Source organism: Nocardia sp. GTS18, from assembly GCF_013839555.1.
GTDB classification, from domain to species: domain Bacteria; phylum Actinomycetota; class Actinomycetes; order Mycobacteriales; family Mycobacteriaceae; genus Nocardia; species Nocardia rosealba.
Map to the genome: position 1 here is coordinate 39,082 of NZ_JACBIU010000020.1, position 17,941 is coordinate 57,022.

Here is a 17,941-nt window from a genome sequence, read left to right on the forward strand (position 1 = left end):
AGGTGGCCCATGGCTTCGACGGTGCGTGTCGACCGCGAATGGACCGATGCCACCTGCCCGGTGGCGCGGACTGTCGACCTGGTGGGTGATCGGTGGAGTCTGCTCATCGTGCGGGACGCCATGGACGGGCCGGCGTCGTTCACCGAGTTGCGGCAGCGGCTCGGGATCGCGCGCAATATCCTGGCCGACCGCCTCCGCCGACTCGTCGACGAGGGCATCCTCGGTACCAGCGCGACCGCGAGCGGCAAACGGTACGTCTACGAGTTGACGCCGGCGGGGCAGGACCTGTTCACCGTCGTCGTCGCGCTGCGGCAGTGGGGGGAGAGTCATGCCTTCGCCGAGGACGAGCCCCGCTCGACGCTCGTGGACCGTGACGGCCGGCCACTCGCCGAACTACGCCCGCGCAATCGGGCGGGCGCGGTCGTCACCGCCGCAACCACCGAAGTGCGGCGAGTGGACTGCGGGTGAACTACTTTCGGTCGGCGGCCACCAGCTCCGCGCAGCGTTCGCCGACCAGCATGACGGTGATGTTCGGATTCACCGTGGTGTGGGCCGGGAACACCGACGCGTCGGCCACACGCAGTCCCTCGATGCCCTTGACCCGCAGTTCCGGGTCGAGCGGGCTCAGCGGATCGTCCGGTGCGCCCATCCGCACGGTGCCGACGGGGTGGTACACGGTGTTGTGGGTGCGCCGGATGTAGTCGGCCAGTTCGGCATCGGTCTCGGCCTGTGGACCCGGATACAGTTCGCGTTCCACCCAGTCTGAAAGCGCTGCGGCGGAGGCGATCTCGCGGGCCTTGCGCAGGCCGGCGATCATCACCCGCATGTCGTGGCCCTCGGCGTCGGTGAAGTAGCGCGGGTCCACGCGCGGCTTGTCGCGGAAGTCGCGCGAGCGCAACCGCACGGTGCCGCGCGAGCGGGCGTGGGTGACATTGGGGGTGAGGCAGAAGGTGTTCTCGGCCGTCGGGTAACCCTGGCGCAGCGTATGCATGTCGAAGGGGACGCTGCCGTAGTGCATCATCAGGTCGGGCCGGTCGAGCCCGTCGACGGTGGTGGTGAAGATGCCCGCCTCCCACCATTGCGTCGAACTGCGCACCATCGGCTGTTTCGTCTCGAACCCGATCACCCCCTCGGGGTGGTCCTGCAGGTGCGCACCGACGCCGGGGGAGTCGACCACGACGTCGATTCCGTTCTCGCGCAGGTGATCCGCCGGACCGATACCCGAGAGCATCAGCAGCTTCGGCGAATCGATGGCCCCGGCCGAGACGATCACCTCCCGCTCGGCGGTGACCCGGGTGGCTCGCCCGAAGGCGTTGTCGGTGTACTCCACACCGACCGCACGCCCGTCCTCGATGAGGATCCGCTTGGCCCACGCACCCGTCCGGATGGTGAGATTCGGCCGGTCCAGGATCGGGTGCAGGTAGCTCACCGACGACGAGGAACGGGTGCCGTCGGTGCGGCTGTTGATCTGGAAGAAGTTGGCGCCGTTGACAACCGTGCGATCAGCATTGAACTCCGCACGCGGAATCCCGACCTCGGCGCAGGCGTCGAGCACCGCCACACCGCAGGGGTCATTCGGTGGCACCGTCATGATGTTCACCGGCCCGCTGCGCCCGTGGTGCTCGCCGGGGGCATCGTTGGTTTCGATCCGGCTGTAGAGCCGGTACACCGAGTCCGCGCCCCAACCGGTCGCGCCGTGCTCGCGCTCCCAGCTGTCCAGGTCCTCGCGCGGCGCCCAGAACGCGATGCAGCTGTTGTGCGACGAACAGCCACCGAGCACCTTGGCCCTGGCATGGCGCATGAACGAATTGCCGTTCTCCTGCGGCTCGATCGGATAGTCCCAGTCGTAACCCGATTCCAGCAGTTCCATCCAGCGATCCAGGCGAAGGATCGCCGGGTCGTCCACATCGGACGGACCTGCCTCGAGCAGGCACACCGTCACCGACGGATCCTCAGAGAGACGTGCGGCCACCGCCGCGCCCGCCGAACCGGCGCCGACGATCACATAGTCGTAGGAATTCACCGCTGGTCCTCCCGCAGCTCGAACCAGCCGGTGACCGCCGGCCGGAGGTTCTCGTACACGTGCTTGGCCTCGCGATACTCGTGCAACCCGGACGGACCGAGTTCACGGCCGACACCTGAGCGGCCGAACCCGCCCCACTCCGCCTGCGGCAGATACGGCCCGAAGTCGTTGACCCACACCGTCCCCGCGCGCACCCGGGCCGCCACTCGCCGCGCCCGCGCGGAATCGCTGGACCACACCGCGCCCGCCAGGCCGTACTCGGTGTCGTTGGCGATGGAGATCGCCTCTTCCTCGGTGGTGAACGTCTCGACCGTGACCGTCGGGCCGAATGCCTCGTCGTGCACGCACGCCATGGTGCGGTTCGCGCGATCGATGACGGTCGGCAGATAGAACCAGCCGTCGTCGAGATTGCCGGAGCCCTGGTCGCCGACGGCGAAGGTACCGCCGGTGCGGATATCGGCCCCATCCGCGCGGGCCTGTTCCACATAGGCGTGCACCTTGTCGCGGTGCGCCGACGAGATCAGCGGACCGGTCTCGGTGCCGTCGGCGAACGGCAGCCCGAGGCGGATCCGGCGGGCGCGGCGGACGAGTTCGTCGACGAACCGGTCGTGCGCAGACTCCTCGATCACCAGCCGCGCCCCGGCCGAGCACACCTGGCCGGAGTGCAGGAACGCGGCGTTGAGGGCGTTGTCGACGCTGGCACTGAGGCGTTCGTCGGTGTCGCAGGCGTCGTCGAAGATGATGTTGGGGTTCTTGCCGCCCAGCTCGAGGGCCACTTTCTTCACCGTCGCCGCGGCCTCGCGGGCAATGACCCGGCCCGTGGACAGCCCGCCGGTGAAGGAGACGAGGTCCACATCGGGATGGGCCGACAGGGGAGCGCCCGCGGTCGGACCGGCGCCGAGAACGAGATTGGCCACGCCAGGCGGCACCCCGAGGTCGTCGAGGACGGTCATCAGCAGGATCGCGGTGTGCGGGGTGAGTTCGGCGGGCTTGAGCACGAAGGTGTTGCCCGCGGCCAGCGCCGGTGCCACCTTCCACGCGGCCTGCAGCAGCGGATAGTTCCACGGCGTGATGAGCCCGCACACCCCGACCGGTTCGTAGACGATGCGCGAGTCGATATCGGCATTGCCCGCGTCGACCACCCGGCCCGCATCCTCGGCGGCGAGCTTGCCGAAGTACCGGAAGCAGTTCTCGATGTCGGTCATGTCGATCTCGGACTCGTAGGGCCGTTTGCCAGTGTCCAAGGTCTCGGCGCCCACGAACTGCTCGCGTCTGCCCTCGATCGCGTCGGCGATGTCGAGCAGCAGATCGCCGCGTTCACCGGCAGTGGTGCTGCGCCACGGTCCGTCGTCGAAGGCGCGCCGGGCGGCGGCGATGGCGGCCTCGGTGTCCTCCGCGCCCGCCTCGGCGACGGTGCCGACCACGGAATTGTCCGCCGGACAGCGGATCTCGCGGGTCAGCCCGGACGCGGCCGCGCGCCAGGTGCCATCGATGTAGAGGGTCTGGCTCATGGTTGTCCCTTCACGATTCGTCGGTGTCGACGGCTTCGGGTTCGTGGTGATCGGTGGCGGAGCGGCGCAGGTAGAGATAGCCGAGGTGACGTTCGTACTGGTCGAGGATGTCGCCGATCACCTGTTCACGGCTGTATCCGTTGAGGGCGTACCCCTGCGAGCCCTCGGCCAGATACACCTCGCAGCGGAAATAGCGGTCACCGGAGCGCTGGGCCAAGACCGCGTAGGAGGGCGCGGGCGCCGAGACCGGCCACACGCCGTATTCGAAGCCGGTCTCGGTGCCCTGATCGACGATCAGCCTCGGATACGGCAGCCCCTCGTGGGTGCCCGATTCGTCGACGTGCGCGGTGAGTCCCATCCTGGCCAGCTCCTCGGAAACCTCACGCATGGCCGGAATCACGGTGTTGTTCAAGAACTTCCGGGTCGAGGCCGGGCCGGGATAGTGGACGGTGGCCAGCAGCCTGCGCCGCCAGCTGCCGTGCTCGCTCGGTCCGCGCCCGGCGGCGATGGCATTGGGCAGCGCCGCCCGGTAGCTGTCGATCTTGAACGACTCGTTGCGCACCGCGCGCAGCATGGCGATCCCGATCAGCGCCAGCACGAACGAGAACGGCAGGCCCATGATGATCGTCGCGTTCTGCAGGGTGATGATCGATCCGCCCGCCCCCGCGAACAGCATCGACAGCGTGAGCAGGCCGATCGCCGCCGACCAGAAGATCCGGGTGCCGCGCGCGCAATCCGCCATCGGATCGGGCAGTTTCGAGGTGAAGTTGCCCATCACGAGCGAACCGGAATCGGCGCTGGTCACGTAGAACAGCAGCCCGGTGATGGTGGCGATGCCGAGCAGGAAAGTGGCCCCGGGGTACTGCTCGAGCAGGGAGTAGAAACCCAATTCGGCTCGGGCCGCGGTCTGTTCGGCGAACTGCTGGTCGTCGCGCGCCACCTGCAAGGCGCTGTTGCCGAACACCGAGATCCACAGCAGGGTGAAGCTGAACGGCACGACGAGCACACCGAAGATGAACTGGCGCAGGGTGCGTCCGCGCGAAATGCGCGCGAGGAACAGTCCGACGAACGGCGCCCATGCCACCCACCACGCCCAGAAGAACAGTGTCCAGCTGTCGAGCCACGTCGAGGGCTGATTCGCTGTCTCCGGATTGCGTTCCCAGGCAAAGGTGTTCAGCGTGCGGTCCAGAAACGTCGACAGGTAGTCGCCCGCGTTCTGGGTGAGCCCGTTGAGCAGGAACGACGTGCGACCGGCCACCAGGATGTAGATCAGCAGGGCGATGGCCATGATGACATTGAGTTCGGACAACCGCCGGATGCCCTTGTCGACCCCGGTGGTCGCGGAAATGGTGGTGATGGCCACCGACAACGCGATCAAACCGATCTGGGCCGCCTTGCCCTGCGGGACGCCGAACAGTTCGTGCAGACCGTAGTTGAGCTGGACGATGCCGATGCCGAGCGAGGTGGCGATACCGAAGATGGTGCCGAGCACCGCGGCCACATCGATGGCGTCACCCCAGCGCCCGTGCACCCGCTTGCCGAAGATCGGGTAGAGAGCGGCGCGGATCGTCAGCGGCAGGTTGTGCCGGAACGCGAAATACGCCAGCGCCCCGCCCATCAGCGCGTACATCGCCCACCCGGTGATGCCGTAGTGAAAGATCGTCCAGGTGACCGCTTCGCGGGCGGTGTGATCGGTCTGGGCGGGTCCCTCCGGCGGGTGCAGGTAGTTGTAGACCGGTTCGGCGACCGAGAAGAACATCAGGTCGATGCCGATACCCGCGGCGAACAACATCGACGTCCAGGAGAACAGGCTGTATTCCGGGCGCGACTCCTCCGGGCCGAGGCGATACCGGCCGTAGCGGCCCGCACCGAGGAACACGACGAGCCCGAGGATCACGGTGGCCAGCACGAAATACCACCAGCCGAACCAGGTGGAGATGAAGGTCTTCACCTCGCCGACGACGCTTTCGGCACTCGCCGGCGAGGCCAGCGCCCAGACCGCGAAGGCCAGCACGAGCCCGGCGGCGGTGAGGAACACCGGCTTGTTCACCGAACGCTTGTCGGCCACCGGGTGCAACGGCACCTGCGTCGCCCCGACAGGTGTGCTGTTGTCGTCGGGATTGCTGGGGGCACCCATGTGACGAAGGCTAGTTCCTCCACCTCGTCCTTTCGTGGACATCCGGTGGTTGCTGCGCCCGTGTTCGAGCCCGTACGACGGCCGTCGACGGGAACCTACAATCGAGAAGTGGTTCGCCACGCCCAGCCGTCGGCACCCGACGATTCGGCGTGGCGGAATGCGTGACGCCCGCCGGGCGTTCCACCCACACGCGATGTCGGCAATACCCACGGGTAACATGACATCGACTTTTTCCAGCCGGTTTTCAACCGAAGTGAGGCAGTAGATGACAGAGCGGATTCAGGTCGGCGGGCTCCAGGTGGCGAGCGTTCTCCACGATTTCATCGAGAACGAGGCGCTTCCCGGTACCGGCGTAGATTCCGCCGCGTTCTGGGCAGGCGCCGAACAGGTCATCAACGACCTCGCGCCGCGCAACCGTGCCCTGCTGGCCGAACGCGACGAGATCCAGGGCAAGCTCGACGCCTGGCACGGCGAGAACCCCGGCGCAGGCTACGACAAGGCCGCCTACAAGAAGTTCCTCGCCGAGATCGGGTACCTGCGCCCCGAGCCCGCGCCGTTCCAGATCGGCACCGGCAACGTCGACGCCGAGATCGCCACCACCGCAGGCCCGCAGCTGGTGGTTCCGGTGATGAACGCGCGTTTCGCGATCAACGCCGCCAACGCGCGCTGGGGTTCGCTCTACGACGCGCTCTACGGCACCGACGCCATCTCCGAGGCCAACGGCGCCGAGAAGGGCACCGGTTACAACCGCGTGCGCGGCGACAAGGTCATCGAGTGGGGCCGTAACTTCCTCGACGACGCCGTCACCCTCATCACCGGTTCGCACATCGGTTCGTCGTACTACAAGATCGTCGACGGTGAGCTCGAGGTCGGACTGGAAGACGGCACCGACATCGGCCTGGCCGACCCCTCGCAGCTGGTGGGCTACCTCGGTGACCCCGAGGCGCCGACCTCGGTGCTGCTCAAGCACAACGGCCTGCACATCGAGATTCAGATCGATCCGAACTCGCCCATCGGTTCCACCGACTCCGCGGGCGTCAAGGACATCGTGCTCGAGTCGGCGCTCACCACGATCATGGACTTCGAGGACTCGGTCGCCGCGGTCGACGCCGAGGACAAGGTCGTCTGTTACCGCAACTGGCTGGGCCTGATGAAGGGCACCCTCGCCGAAGAGGTCACCAAGAACGGCAAGACCTTCACCCGCACCATGAACCCCGACCGCGTGTTCACCGCGCTCGACGGTTCCGAGCTGGTGCTGCACGGTCGTTCGCTGCTGTTCGTGCGCAACGTCGGCCACCTGATGACCTCCGACGCCATCATCGACGCCGAGGGCAACGAAGTGCCCGAGGGCATCATGGACGGCCTGATCACCTCGCTGATCGCCGTGCACTCCCTCAACGGCACCGCCGAGCTGGCCAACACCCGCACCGGCTCGGTCTACATCGTGAAGCCGAAGATGCACGGCCCCGACGAGGCCGCGTTCACCAACGAGCTGTTCGGCCGCATCGAGGACGTCCTCGGTCTGACCCGCAACACCCTCAAGGTCGGCATCATGGACGAGGAGCGCCGCACCACGGTCAACCTCGCCGCGTCGATCGAGGCCGCCAAGGACCGCGTGGTGTTCATCAACACCGGCTTCCTGGACCGGACCGGCGACGAGATCCACACCTCCATGGAGGCCGGGCCGATGGTCCGCAAGGCCGAGATGAAGACCCAGACCTGGATCACCTCCTACGAGGACTGGAACGTCGACACCGGCCTGGCCAAGGGCCTGACCGGCAAGGCGCAGATCGGCAAGGGCATGTGGGCCATGCCCGACCTGATGGCAGGCATGCTCGAGCAGAAGATCGGCCACCCCAAGGCAGGCGCCAACACCGCATGGGTGCCCTCGCCGACCGCCGCCACCCTGCACGCCACCCACTACCACCAGGTGGACGTGTTCAAGCGCCAGTCCGAGATCGCCAAGGGCGGCCCCCGCGCCACCGTCGACCAGATCCTCGAGATCCCGCTGGCCCAGTCCACCGACTGGTCCGACGAGGAGAAGCGCCAGGAGCTCGACAACAACTCCCAGGGCATCCTGGGCTACGTCGTGCGCTGGATCGACCACGGCGTCGGCTGCTCCAAGGTGCCCGACATCAACGACATCGGCCTGATGGAAGACCGTGCCACCCTGCGCATCTCGAGCCAGCTGGTCGCCAACTGGCTGCGCCACGGCATCGTCTCCGAAGCCGACGTGATCGCCAGCCTCGAGCGGATGGCCCCCGTGGTCGACCGCCAGAACGCCGGCGACAAGAACTACCGCCCGATGGCGCCGAACTTCGACGCCTCGATCGCTTTCCAGGCCGCCAAGGAACTGGTCCTGGAAGGCACCAAGCAGCCCAACGGCTACACCGAGCCGATCCTGCACCGGCGCCGTCGTGAGTTCAAGGCTGCGCAGAAGTAGTGTGTGTCGAGTGGTCGGAAAGTAGCTTGTAGCAGTGCTTTTCGCTTGCGGCCCCGCATCGGAGACATCCGATGCGGGGCCGCTGTCGTCACTGGACTGGTAATCAGGAAGAGTGACGATGCGACTGGGCCGGGAGGTCAGGCCAGGTTCTGGGTGTAGAACGAGGCGAGCTTGTCGAAGGGGATGAGTTCGGTGCGGTCGTAGAGGTCGACGTGTCCGGCGTCGGGCACGATGAGCAGTTCCTTGCGGTCACCAGCGAGGTGGTATGCCTCTTCGCTGAATTCGCGGGAGTGGGCGTTCTCGCCGGTGATGAACAGCATCGGGCGTGGGGAGATGGTCTCGATGTCGTTGAACGGGTAGAAGTTCATGAATTTGGTGTTGCTCGACAGGGTCGGGTGGGTGGTGGTGTCGGCGGTGGCGCCCTCGGGGGTGACCGCGCCGCGCTGGGTGCGGTAGAAGTCGTAGAACTCGCGCTCGACCGGGGTGGAGTTCGAGGTCAGTTCGTGCACGGTACCGCCGGTGTATTCGACCGGCCCGCCCCGGAATTCGACGTCGCGCTGGGCGGCGGCCTGGGCGATGATCTGCTGACGCTGTTCGGGAGTGACGGAGCGGCCCAGCCCGTTTCGGTTGGCCGCGCCCATGTCGTACATGCTGACGGTGGCGACGGCTTTGATGCGAGGGTCGATCTTCGCGGCGGAGATGACGAAGCTGCCGCTGCCGCAAATGCCAAGGGCGCCGATGCGTTCGGGGTCGACGGTGGTTTGGGTTCGCAGGTAGTCGACTCCGGCGGAGAAGGTTTCGGTGTAGATGTCGGGGGCGACGGCGTTGCGCGGGTTGCCGTCGCTGCCGCCCCAGAACGCGGTGTCCAGGGCGAGGGTGACGAAGCCTTGTTCGGCCATCTTGGTGGCGTAGAGGTTGGCCGATTGTTCCTTGACCGCGCCCATGGGATGCCCGACGACCATGGCGGCGGCGCGGGTCTCGGGGGTGAGATTCTTCGGGACGAACAGGTTTCCGGAGACGTCCATCTGGTATTGGTTCTTGAACGTCACGGGGGTCATGGTGACCTGGTCGCTGGTGTAGAAGTTGTCCGCACCGTGAGACAGGTCCCCGGCGTCCAGGCCCGCGATGGGAGCGACCGGCGCGGCTGCGGTGGTGGTATCGGCGCCGGAGCAGGCCGAGGCTGCCAGCACAGCGAGAGTGGCGATACCGGCTCCGGTGATGCGGGCCAAGCGATGCGGATCGGTCGTCGTGTTCATGGTGGTGCTCCTGGTGTGGTGTTCGGAGAGGTCAGAGGGTGAGCAGAGTTTTGACGGCGCGGCGTTCGTCCATGGTTCGGTAGCCTTCGGCGGCCTGGTCGAGGGGCAGGATGAGGTCGAAGACCTTGCCGGGGTCGATGCTGCGGTTCCAGATGCGGTCGATGAGGTCGGGCAGGAACCGGCGAACCGGTGCGGGTCCACCGAGGAGGTGGACTTCGGCGAAGAACAGCTGATCGGCCGGCAGAGTGACACCGTCGTGGGCGACGCCGACGTACCCGACGTGCCCGCCGGGGCGGGTGGAGTTGATGGCCTGCATCATCGATTCTTGGGTGCCGACGGCTTCGATGACGCCATGGGCGCCGAGCCCGTTCGTGAGGTCCTTGATCGCGGCGACGCCTTCCTCGCCGCGGGTGTCGACGATGTCGGTGGCGCCGAATTCGCGGGCGAGGGCTTGACGGTCGGTGTGGCGGGACATGGCGATGATGCGTTCGGCGCCGAGTTCTCTCGCGGCGAGCACACCCATCAACCCGACGGCACCGTCACCGACGACGGCGATCGTCTTGCCGGGTCCGGCCGCTGCGGCGTCGGCGGCGAACCAGCCGGTGCCGAGCACGTCGGAGGCGGCCAGCAGCGACGGGACCAACGCGGGCTCGGGCATCCCCGGCGTCGCGACGAGAGTGCCGTCGGCATAGGGGATTCGCGCGAGTTCGGATTGGGTGCCGATCGCTCCGGCGACGAAAGAGCCATGCACGCAACGTGATTGGAAGCCGGAGCGGCAGATCTCGCAAGTGTTGTCGGAGATGCAGAACGAGCCGACGACGAAGTCCCCGACCTTCAGGGTGTGCACGTCGGCGCCGATTTCTTCGACAACGCCGACGTATTCGTGGCCCATGAGGGTGTGCTCGACTGGTTCGATGCCTCGGTAGGGCCACAGGTCCGAGCCGCAAATGCAGGTGGCGGTGAGTCGGATGATCGCGTCGGTTGGTTCGACGATCTTCGGGTCTTCACGCTCGACGACGCGCACATCGCCGGGGGCGAACATGACTACTCCACGCATGGGATGTCCTCTCGGTTTTTGGATCAGCGGGCGGTAGGGGTTTCGGTGGTGCCGGGGCAGATGGCGTTGATGCGGATACCGCGTGGGGCGTATTCCAGTGCGGCTGAACGAGTCAGGCCGATGACGCCGTGGTTGGCCGCGCGTCCAGGTAGTCCGACCAGCCCGCCGAGTGAGGAGCAGTGCACGATCACTCCGGAGGCCTGTTCACGCATCTGGGCGAGTTGGCGAGTCCTTTCGGGTCGGTGGTCAGGCGGCGGTGATGGTGAGGGTGGTCCCGGCGGATTCGGCGGTGATCGCTGCCAGGTCGGTCTCGATCTCGCCGATCATCACGATCCCGGGCGACGGGATGCGGAAGCCGTCTTCGAAGTAGTAGACGGCCAGGTCGTGGCTGGGTGCCCAGTAGCCGAGTTGTCCTGCGCGGTAATCGGATCGGCCTCGTCCGTCGGCGAGTTCGCGGGGCAGAGTGGCGGCCTTCTCCCGGCCGCCGAGGTCGTGGACGGTCAGGGTCAGCGGCAGCAGGGACGCGAAGTCGCGGGCGGTGGGATTGTCGTAGAGGCGGGCGGTGACCTCGCCGGCCGCGTTGCTGAGCCGGATCTGCATATAGGTGTCCTCCTGTGCCGGTGACGTCGTTGTCTGCTCGGTGGTCGAAGTGCTCGGTGCCGGTGCGGATGGGGCGGCGGTGCAGGCCGCGACCGTCACAGCCGCCGTGGTGGTGGTCAGCGCGATCAGGGTGGCGAGCGCTCGCACGCGGGTTCTCCGTTGGGTTCTGTTCGAGCTGGCCATGGCTCTCAGCTCACTCCGGTCAGGACGGGCTCGGGTTGATGGTCGGGTCGCGTCGGTGTGTTGTCGTCCTCCCTGCGGCGGCGGGTGCAGGCAAGGACCGCGATCGGAATCAGGGCGGTGGCGGTGAGGAAGGCGCCGAGCACGGCGGGTCCGGTGAGGCCGAGCGTGGTGGACAAGGTGGTCGCGGCCAGCGCGGACCCGGCGGCGGTGCCGAGGTTGAACGCCGCGGTGGCCAGCGATGACGCCAGCCGCGAACCCGCCCCGGCGAAACGCATGGTCTGGGCGATCAGGACCGGGTTCGCGCCCAGACCCGTGGCGCCGAGCACGACGACTACGGCGACGACGATCGTCGAATGGGCGGCGGTGGCGGCGAGGACGAGCAGCAGGATCGAGGTGGCCGTGATCGCGATGGCGATGGTGCCCAATGGCCACCGGTCACCGATCCGGCCACCCAGGGCGGTTCCGGCGAGAGCGCCGATGCCGAACCCGACCAGGACCAGAGGGACGAGCGCGCTCGGTATTGCGGCGCGGTCGGTCAGCAGCGGGCTGATGAAGCTGTAGGCGCCCAGGAACCCGGCTTGGGCCAGAGTGATCGCGGCCAGTACCGCCCACACGCGCCACGGCCGGACCGCGGCCATTTCGGCACGCGCCGACACCGGGTTCTCATCGCTACTGACCGAGGGCGGGGTGAAGCGCAGCACGGCGGCGATGGCGGGTACTGCCAGGGCGGCCAGTATCCAGAACGGGCCGCGCCAGCCGGTGAACTGTCCGGCGAAGGTACCCAGCGGCACGCCCGCGACAACAGCCAGGCTCAACCCGCCCGACATCACCGCCAGCGCCCGAGCGCTCGCACCCGGCCCGGCGATCGCCGCCGCGACCACAGCACCGGTCGCCCAGAACGTGCCGGTCGCCAGCGCCGTCACCACCCGCGAGACCGTGACGACGGTGAACGAGTCACTCAACGCGGCCACTACGTGCCCGGCGGCGAAGACCGCCAGCGCACCGATCAGAGTGGCCCGAGCGGGAAGCCGTAGCGTGGCCAGCGCCATCACCGGCGGCCCGAGGATCATGCCGACCGCGAATGCGGTCACCAACAGTCCTGCTCGGGCGATGTCGACACCGAGGTCGGCGGCCACATCCGGCAGGAGACCGGCGATCATGAACTCGGTCGTGCCCATCAGGAAGATCCCGGCGGCCAGCACATACACCAGTACCGGCAATCGAGGCCCGGGCCGGTCGATCCGCGACGTGCTCATCTCACCTCATCGATGTCGAAGGAATCGCTGGAGCTGGTGGCTCCGCAATCCATGCAACGCCCTGAACAGGGGTTGTGGGAGGTGAGGATCAGGGGGGTGCTGGCAGCACCCCTCTTGGCGGCACCTGGCAAACACGCAGGCAGGCGGCCTAGCCTCGAACCCATGGAGTCGAGCAACCGAGCCGCCGAGATCGGCCAGTTCCTGGCCTCACGCCGCGCCAAGATCACCCCCGACCAGGTCGGGCTGCCGGTCTACGACGCCGCCAAACGCCGCGTCCCGGGCCTTCGCCGCCAAGAGGTCGCCACCCTGGCCGGACTCTCGGTCGACTACTACACCCAGATCGAACGCGGCAAGGTCAACAGCGTCTCCGAATCGGTCATCGACGCCATCGCCCGCGCCCTCGAACTCGACGACGCCGAACGCTCACATCTGTTCGACCTGCACCGCAACGCCCTGATCAGCCCACAACGACGCCCCCGCCGCGCCGCCAAAGCGGTTCGACCCGGCGTGCAGGCCCTGCTCGACAGCTATCACGGGCCCGCGTTCGTCCGCAACGCCCGCCACGACCTCGTCGCAGCCAACCGGCTCGGCTACGCCTTCTACAGCCCGCTCTACCCCGACCCTCTCGCACCCGAGGTCGCCAAACCGGTGAACTTCGTCCGGTTCTGCTTCCTGGACCCCCGCGCCCACGACTTCTACCCCGACTGGGACCACATGGCCGACAACTCGGTCAACCTGCTGCGCACCGACGCCGGACGCGACCCCTACGACCGTGGCATCTCCGACCTGGTCGGCGAACTGTCCACCCGCAGCGAGGAATTCCGCACCCGCTGGGCCAAACACAATGTGCGCCTGCACTACACCGGAACCAAGAACTTCCACCACCCCGTCGTCGGCGACCTCGCCATCGACTACGAAACCATGCCCCTGCCCGCCGACCCCGGCCTGGTCCTCACCTTCTACACCGTGCAACCCGCCACCCCCTCAGCCGACGCGATGGCACTACTCGGCGCATGGGCCGCCACCAACATCCACCCACCAGCACACGCGGACCCAGCCCTCAACGTGGGTGACTAGAAATACCAGCGCTGCGCAGGTCGAGGCGGTGGCAGGGGCGTGGCGATACCGATCCGTGCTGGAATCCGGTGTCGCCCCGGTTTCCCTGCCATTTGTCTGCTGACGGTTCGTACCGGAAGCGGGTCCACCTGCACGTTCGCGGCGAAAATCAACCTGAACGACCTACGGTTCCCACACGGATCGAACCTGCGACGCTAAACCCCACGCTGATAGTTATGACCGACTGCTCGAGAAGCGTGAACCGCACAGCTGGGCAGTTGGTCGTTTCCACGCCTTGGCGGCGTGGGTGGCCAGATGAAACGGCCAGTCACTCCGGGCAGCCGGGGTATTCCGTGTCGCTATAACGCTTGGTTACGACAAAGGCTGTGTTGGCCAATTTCTCGCCGATCGGGGTTTGCGTCCAGGCAGCGAGCTGCGCCTGACTCGTGGCGAGCTCCAGGAGTGCGACTATATCGGTGATACTCGGCCGCTCGGCGATCGTGCAGTGGACTACCGGCTCACCGTGTGAACCTGTTGGGTAGCCCTCCTCATCCCTTACGTCTACCTCCCACCGGTAGACCGCCACAGTCCAATGCACACGGTTGTACTTGCCGCCAGGCAGGGGAGCCTCGACGTTGAGGAAATAGCCATCGGTATCGCCTGGTTCTGCGGTGATAGACAGGGGATCCAGCTGGAGTTGGGTGTCTCCGATATCGATCTGCGCTTCGACGTCGAGTAGGGTCCGCAGGTCGATGACGGCTTCCTGGAGTTCTTCACCAGTGGCGTCTGCTTCGAGGCGGTCCATCAGGTCGCGGTCTCGTTGGCCCAGGCCGACCAATCCGCCGTCGAAACCAACGAACGGGTCCCCGAAGTCCCAGATGCGTCGATTTTCGTTTTCAGGAACCTCGGATCCCTCCGCGTATTCGGCAAGCGCGGCGCGAAGCCAGCGAGCCTCGGTTTCCAGCTCCGAATCTACCGCCGTGCGAATCGGTGTCGGTACAGACGCTGTCGCGATATCAAGGTCCCTCAACGCCTCGTGAAGCAGCCACATCGCCTGCTCGTACCACAGGCTGTGCGTGCCTTCGAGCAGGTCAGCTCGCATATTGCGATCGGTGAGCGCAGCGAGGTGTTTCTGCGGGTAGTCGTTGAAGCCGCGACCACGCATGTCGTACACGCTCACCGGAACCGACGCGCTGGCCGAGATCCGGTTCAGGGCGTCAACGATCGGCGCCGCCGTCGCAGTGGACTCGACACTGGTCACGGTTGAAGACACCACGCCGCCTGGTGCGAGGTAGCTCGCCAAGATCTGAACCTTCCCACGTTGTGAATGCTGGGAGTAGATAGTCATCGCGAACTAGCCCTTCTCAGTCGGCGTGCCCGCTGGACTCGCCGGCCTGGGATAAGTAAATGGGAATACGGCGGTGGCGCAGGCGCGATCCGGCGCTCCATGCCGCAGAGAGTTGAAATCGGCGGTGGTTCAGGCGCAATCCCGAACTCCTTGCCTACGGGAGGACGTTACCCGAATATCCGCGTTCTTTCTGTGGGTTGGGCGGTTGTTCATCCAGGGCTTCCTTCGGTATCGAAGGTGATCGGCCGCGCGGACTTCTGCGGCGATCCGGTTGTGCCAGCTATCTTGTGGACTGGTGGAACAGCAGGGTTGGTTCAGCGAGAATGTCTCGACCGCTTTCTGATTGGTAGATGGTGTCGACGCTGCCGAACTTCGCTTGTGCGTAGTCGAGGCCGAGGTCTGCTGCGGCGCGGCGAACCGAGAGCTCGTCGGGTCCCTCGATTTCTAGGAAGGTGGGCAGGTCGGGCCAGGTATCCAGGTCGAAGACGATGTCGCCGAGGCGCCATTCTTCTCGGTAGTTCTCTTGGTATCGGGTCTGTGTGAGTCCGATCGTGGTGAGGATCTCGGCCATCGCGTCCAGGTCGTCGACTACGGTCTCGATCTCGGTTGTGCCGTCGATGGTGGTGGAGTCGGTGACGCGTTTGAGCGTCAACGTCGTTCGGGTGCCCTCGTGTCGCAGCCGCACCCAGGCTCCTTCTGGCAAGTCTTGTCCGTCGAAGATCTTGCGGGTCAGCAAGGTTCGGGGAAATGACATGGTGGCGCCGAGTGCTGTGAGTCTTGCCCTGATCGCTTCGACATCGACGGCCAAGAAGGTGGCTTCGTATTCGTGCTTCATCAGGCGCGGGTCCCTTGGTTGAGGTGTTCGGGCTTTGTGGCGAAAAGTACACCCATGCGGTGTGTGTGGTTGTGGGGTTGGCCTACGTGTGGTCGTTCGGTGAAGGGGTCTGTTCTCAGGGTGAGCAGCACTTCCCATGTGTCGGAGGGGAAGTGGCGGAACAGTTTGTCGGGGGTGGTGTAGTGCTCGATGAGGTGGTGGTGGTCCTCGACGGGCATCATGAATTCGGCGCCGAATAGGCCGCCTGATGCGAGTAGGTCTTTCATCCGTCCGATGAATTCGGCGAGTGGACGGCGGTGGTTGGCGCTGTAGTGCCAGGAGCAACTGGTCCATACGGCGTCGGCTTGTAGTTCTGACAGCTCGGCGTGGAAGAAGTCGTGTGGTTGGATCTGCACCCGACTGGTGAGACCGGCTGCGTGGATACGTTGGGCGAGGCTGGGGGCGTGGGCGAGGCCGGAGTCGGGTAGGAGAATCTCGCCGCCGTAGAGCGCTTGTGGGTCGTTCTCGACGGCGATGACTTCGTAGCCGGCCGCGGCGAGTGGCAGAACGAACTTGCCGTCGCTGGCGCCGACGACGGTCACGGTCGCGCCTGGTGAGTAGCGGTCGTTGAGTTCACGCAGGTACTGCGGGAAGAAGGTCAGGGTCTGTTCCCAGAGGCTAGTGGTTTGCATGGTCGGTCCTACTTGGGTTGAGGGACAGGATCGTTTCAACAACCTCGGCGGGGCTGCTGGTTGTGGTGTCGATGCTGTGGGTGGCCCAGTTGCCGATAGCGGCGGTGAGACTGTCGGTGTGTTGTTCGGCCAGGACGTCCCATCGGGTGACTGGCTTGTCGCGTTGTGCCATACGGCGCAGACGTTCGTGGTTCGAGCAGGTCAGTTGGTAGGTCACCGGCTGGGGCAGGTCCGCGGGCAGGGTGATGCCGAGTCGGGCGCCGAATTCGCGATGGGTGGTGAGGCAGCGGGCGAAATAGCTTTCGACAACGACGGGGGTTCCTGCTTCGAGGTGGTCGACGATCTGTTCTGTGGCGGTCAGGAGTGCGGACAGAAACAGGCACATGCGTGCGTCGGCGTTGGTCGAGTTGTCCAGCTCCCGCCGCAGCGGCTGGTAGTTCGCCGGGACTGTCGCGACCAACACCGCGTGACGGGCCTCGGCCAATAGCGGCGCCACCGTGGTTTTGCCGGTGCCCGCGAGTCCTTCGACGCTCTCGAACAGCGCGGGCTCAGACACGGCCGTACACCACGTCGGGGATGCCGAGTGCGATCTCGTCGTGCGCGGAGGGCCGGTACTCGATGCGGTCGCGGTCCTTGTCGTACCAGAAGGCGTGCGAGTCACGGCCAACGGCCTTGCAGGACATGGTGAGTGCTCCGCGGGGGTCTGCCTCGATCCGGTCGATCGTTTCGGTGCCAGTCGCGGGTGAGCATGCCGGTGCTTCGCTGAGGTCGTCGTCGAGGATCACCTCGATCTCCAGACGAGCCTGACTCAGCCGATACCGGAGGTCGGTGTAGGCGGTGTCATCGGTGATCAGCATGTCGGGATGCTGTGCGGCGTTGCCGACAGCTCGCAGTTGGTGCAGTTTGAGTTGCGATACTCCGAGCGTTTGGAGTCTTTGCGCCAGTTCCACGACTTCGTCGATGTTGTATCGGTTCACGGTGAGTGTAGCGCCGGTCGCTACGCCGAGATTGCGTGCGAGCTCGATGGATTCGATTGCGGCGCTGTAGCTTCCATCGCGCCGTATTCGATCGTTGGTGGCCCCGGCACCTTCGAGTGAGATCCGCAGCAGGTCGATGCACGGCGCGATCTCTCGCAGTCGGGGGCCGATGCGGTAGCCGTTGGTGCAGATCTCGACGCTCAATCCCAGAGTGTGTTTGGCATAGCGGACCACCCGCGGCAACTCCTTGTACACGAATGGCTCACCACCCAGGAGAACGACAGCCTCGGTGGCGTATTCACGGTGCATGCGGCCGAGGAGGTTGCAGGCCTGCGCGGCGGTGAAGGTGTCGGCGTGTTGGAGGCGTTCGCCGTGGAAGCAGTGTTTGCAGGTGAAGTTGCAGCGGTAGAGCAGCTGTAGGTAGAGCCTTCGGATGGTGTGGATGCTGGTGCGTTCGGTGATCATGTTGGCCGCCTTGGATTTTGGTGAGGTCAACATCGTGGCCGCCGGTGCTTGGACCGGGTAACCGCGTTTGGGACGTTGCCCAGGACGTCCCGGGACGTTTTCGCTACTGGGTTCGCGGGTGTG

16 protein-coding genes are annotated in these 17,941 nt (G+C 66.1%); 3 read left to right on the forward strand and 13 right to left on the reverse strand.

What is annotated here, in order from left to right:
* The first annotated feature begins 9 nt into the window (after positions 1–9).
* A complete protein-coding gene (locus tag HYG95_RS16845) occupies positions 10–468 on the forward strand; it encodes a helix-turn-helix domain-containing protein (RefSeq protein ID WP_181698880.1) in 459 nt (152 codons plus the stop codon).
* Between the two features lies 1 nt (position 469).
* Here HYG95_RS16845 and HYG95_RS16850 read toward each other — a convergent pair whose 3' ends face one another.
* The 3 genes from HYG95_RS16850 to betT are packed head-to-tail and all read right to left on the reverse strand — an operon-like array spanning position 470 to position 5,671.
* The gene (locus HYG95_RS16850; RefSeq protein ID WP_181698881.1) at positions 470–2,023 is read right to left on the reverse strand and encodes a GMC family oxidoreductase N-terminal domain-containing protein; all 1,554 of its coding nucleotides are present in this window, start codon (positions 2,021–2,023) and stop codon (positions 470–472) included.
* Positions 2,020–3,534: an aldehyde dehydrogenase family protein gene (locus HYG95_RS16855; RefSeq protein WP_181698882.1), complete on the reverse strand. Its 1,515-nt coding sequence runs from the start codon at positions 3,532–3,534 to the stop codon at positions 2,020–2,022. The genes HYG95_RS16850 and HYG95_RS16855 overlap by 4 nt, the downstream gene beginning before the upstream one ends.
* Positions 3,535–3,544: 10 nt before the next feature.
* Complete coding sequence (gene betT, locus HYG95_RS16860) at positions 3,545–5,671, reverse strand: choline BCCT transporter BetT (RefSeq protein ID WP_181698883.1); 2,127 nt, start codon at positions 5,669–5,671, stop codon at positions 3,545–3,547.
* A gap of 265 nt (positions 5,672–5,936) precedes the next feature.
* On the opposite strand from betT, the gene HYG95_RS16865 reads away from it, so the two are divergent.
* Positions 5,937–8,114 (forward strand): malate synthase G, encoded by a 2,178-nt coding sequence (locus HYG95_RS16865; protein WP_181698884.1) that lies wholly within the window; start codon positions 5,937–5,939, stop codon positions 8,112–8,114.
* Positions 8,115–8,251: 137 nt separating this feature from the next.
* Here HYG95_RS16865 and HYG95_RS16870 read toward each other — a convergent pair whose 3' ends face one another.
* The 5 genes from HYG95_RS16870 to HYG95_RS16890 are packed head-to-tail and all read right to left on the reverse strand — an operon-like array spanning position 8,252 to position 12,466.
* A complete protein-coding gene (locus HYG95_RS16870) occupies positions 8,252–9,370 on the reverse strand; it encodes an alpha/beta hydrolase (protein ID WP_181698885.1) in 1,119 nt (372 codons plus the stop codon).
* Between the two features lie 31 nt (positions 9,371–9,401).
* A complete protein-coding gene (locus HYG95_RS16875; protein ID WP_181698886.1) occupies positions 9,402–10,427 on the reverse strand; it encodes a zinc-dependent alcohol dehydrogenase family protein in 1,026 nt (341 codons plus the stop codon).
* A gap of 23 nt (positions 10,428–10,450) precedes the next feature.
* Entirely contained in the window at positions 10,451–10,639 is a 189-nt protein-coding gene (locus tag HYG95_RS16880; RefSeq protein ID WP_220139514.1) for an SDR family NAD(P)-dependent oxidoreductase, read from the reverse strand.
* A gap of 34 nt (positions 10,640–10,673) precedes the next feature.
* Positions 10,674–11,174: a cyclophilin-like fold protein gene (locus HYG95_RS16885; RefSeq protein ID WP_370465825.1), complete on the reverse strand. Its 501-nt coding sequence runs from the start codon at positions 11,172–11,174 to the stop codon at positions 10,674–10,676.
* Between the two features lie 41 nt (positions 11,175–11,215).
* Complete coding sequence (locus HYG95_RS16890) at positions 11,216–12,466, reverse strand: MFS transporter (RefSeq protein ID WP_181698888.1); 1,251 nt, start codon at positions 12,464–12,466, stop codon at positions 11,216–11,218.
* Between the two features lie 162 nt (positions 12,467–12,628).
* On the opposite strand from HYG95_RS16890, the gene HYG95_RS16895 reads away from it, so the two are divergent.
* Complete coding sequence (locus tag HYG95_RS16895) at positions 12,629–13,543, forward strand: helix-turn-helix transcriptional regulator (RefSeq protein ID WP_181698889.1); 915 nt, start codon at positions 12,629–12,631, stop codon at positions 13,541–13,543.
* A gap of 307 nt (positions 13,544–13,850) precedes the next feature.
* Here the strand turns inward: HYG95_RS16895 and HYG95_RS16900 are convergent, their stop codons facing one another.
* From HYG95_RS16900 to HYG95_RS16920, 5 genes are all read right to left on the reverse strand, one after another.
* Complete coding sequence (locus tag HYG95_RS16900) at positions 13,851–14,825, reverse strand: hypothetical protein (RefSeq protein ID WP_220139515.1); 975 nt, start codon at positions 14,823–14,825, stop codon at positions 13,851–13,853.
* Between the two features lie 325 nt (positions 14,826–15,150).
* On the reverse strand, positions 15,151–15,705 hold the full coding sequence (locus HYG95_RS16905) for a class IV adenylate cyclase (protein ID WP_181698891.1): 555 nt from the start codon (positions 15,703–15,705) through the stop codon (positions 15,151–15,153).
* On the reverse strand, positions 15,705–16,376 hold the full coding sequence (locus HYG95_RS16910) for a bifunctional 2-polyprenyl-6-hydroxyphenol methylase/3-demethylubiquinol 3-O-methyltransferase UbiG (RefSeq protein WP_181698892.1): 672 nt from the start codon (positions 16,374–16,376) through the stop codon (positions 15,705–15,707). The genes HYG95_RS16905 and HYG95_RS16910 overlap by 1 nt, the downstream gene beginning before the upstream one ends.
* On the reverse strand, positions 16,363–16,932 hold the full coding sequence (locus tag HYG95_RS16915; protein WP_181698893.1) for an AAA family ATPase: 570 nt from the start codon (positions 16,930–16,932) through the stop codon (positions 16,363–16,365). The genes HYG95_RS16910 and HYG95_RS16915 overlap by 14 nt, the downstream gene beginning before the upstream one ends.
* Positions 16,925–17,818 carry a radical SAM protein gene (locus HYG95_RS16920; RefSeq protein ID WP_181698894.1) on the reverse strand — a complete coding sequence of 298 codons (894 nt, stop codon included), beginning with the start codon at positions 17,816–17,818 and terminating at the stop codon, positions 16,925–16,927. Before HYG95_RS16920 ends, HYG95_RS16915 begins: the two co-directional genes overlap by 8 nt.
* Between the last annotated feature and the right edge of the window lie 123 nt (positions 17,819–17,941).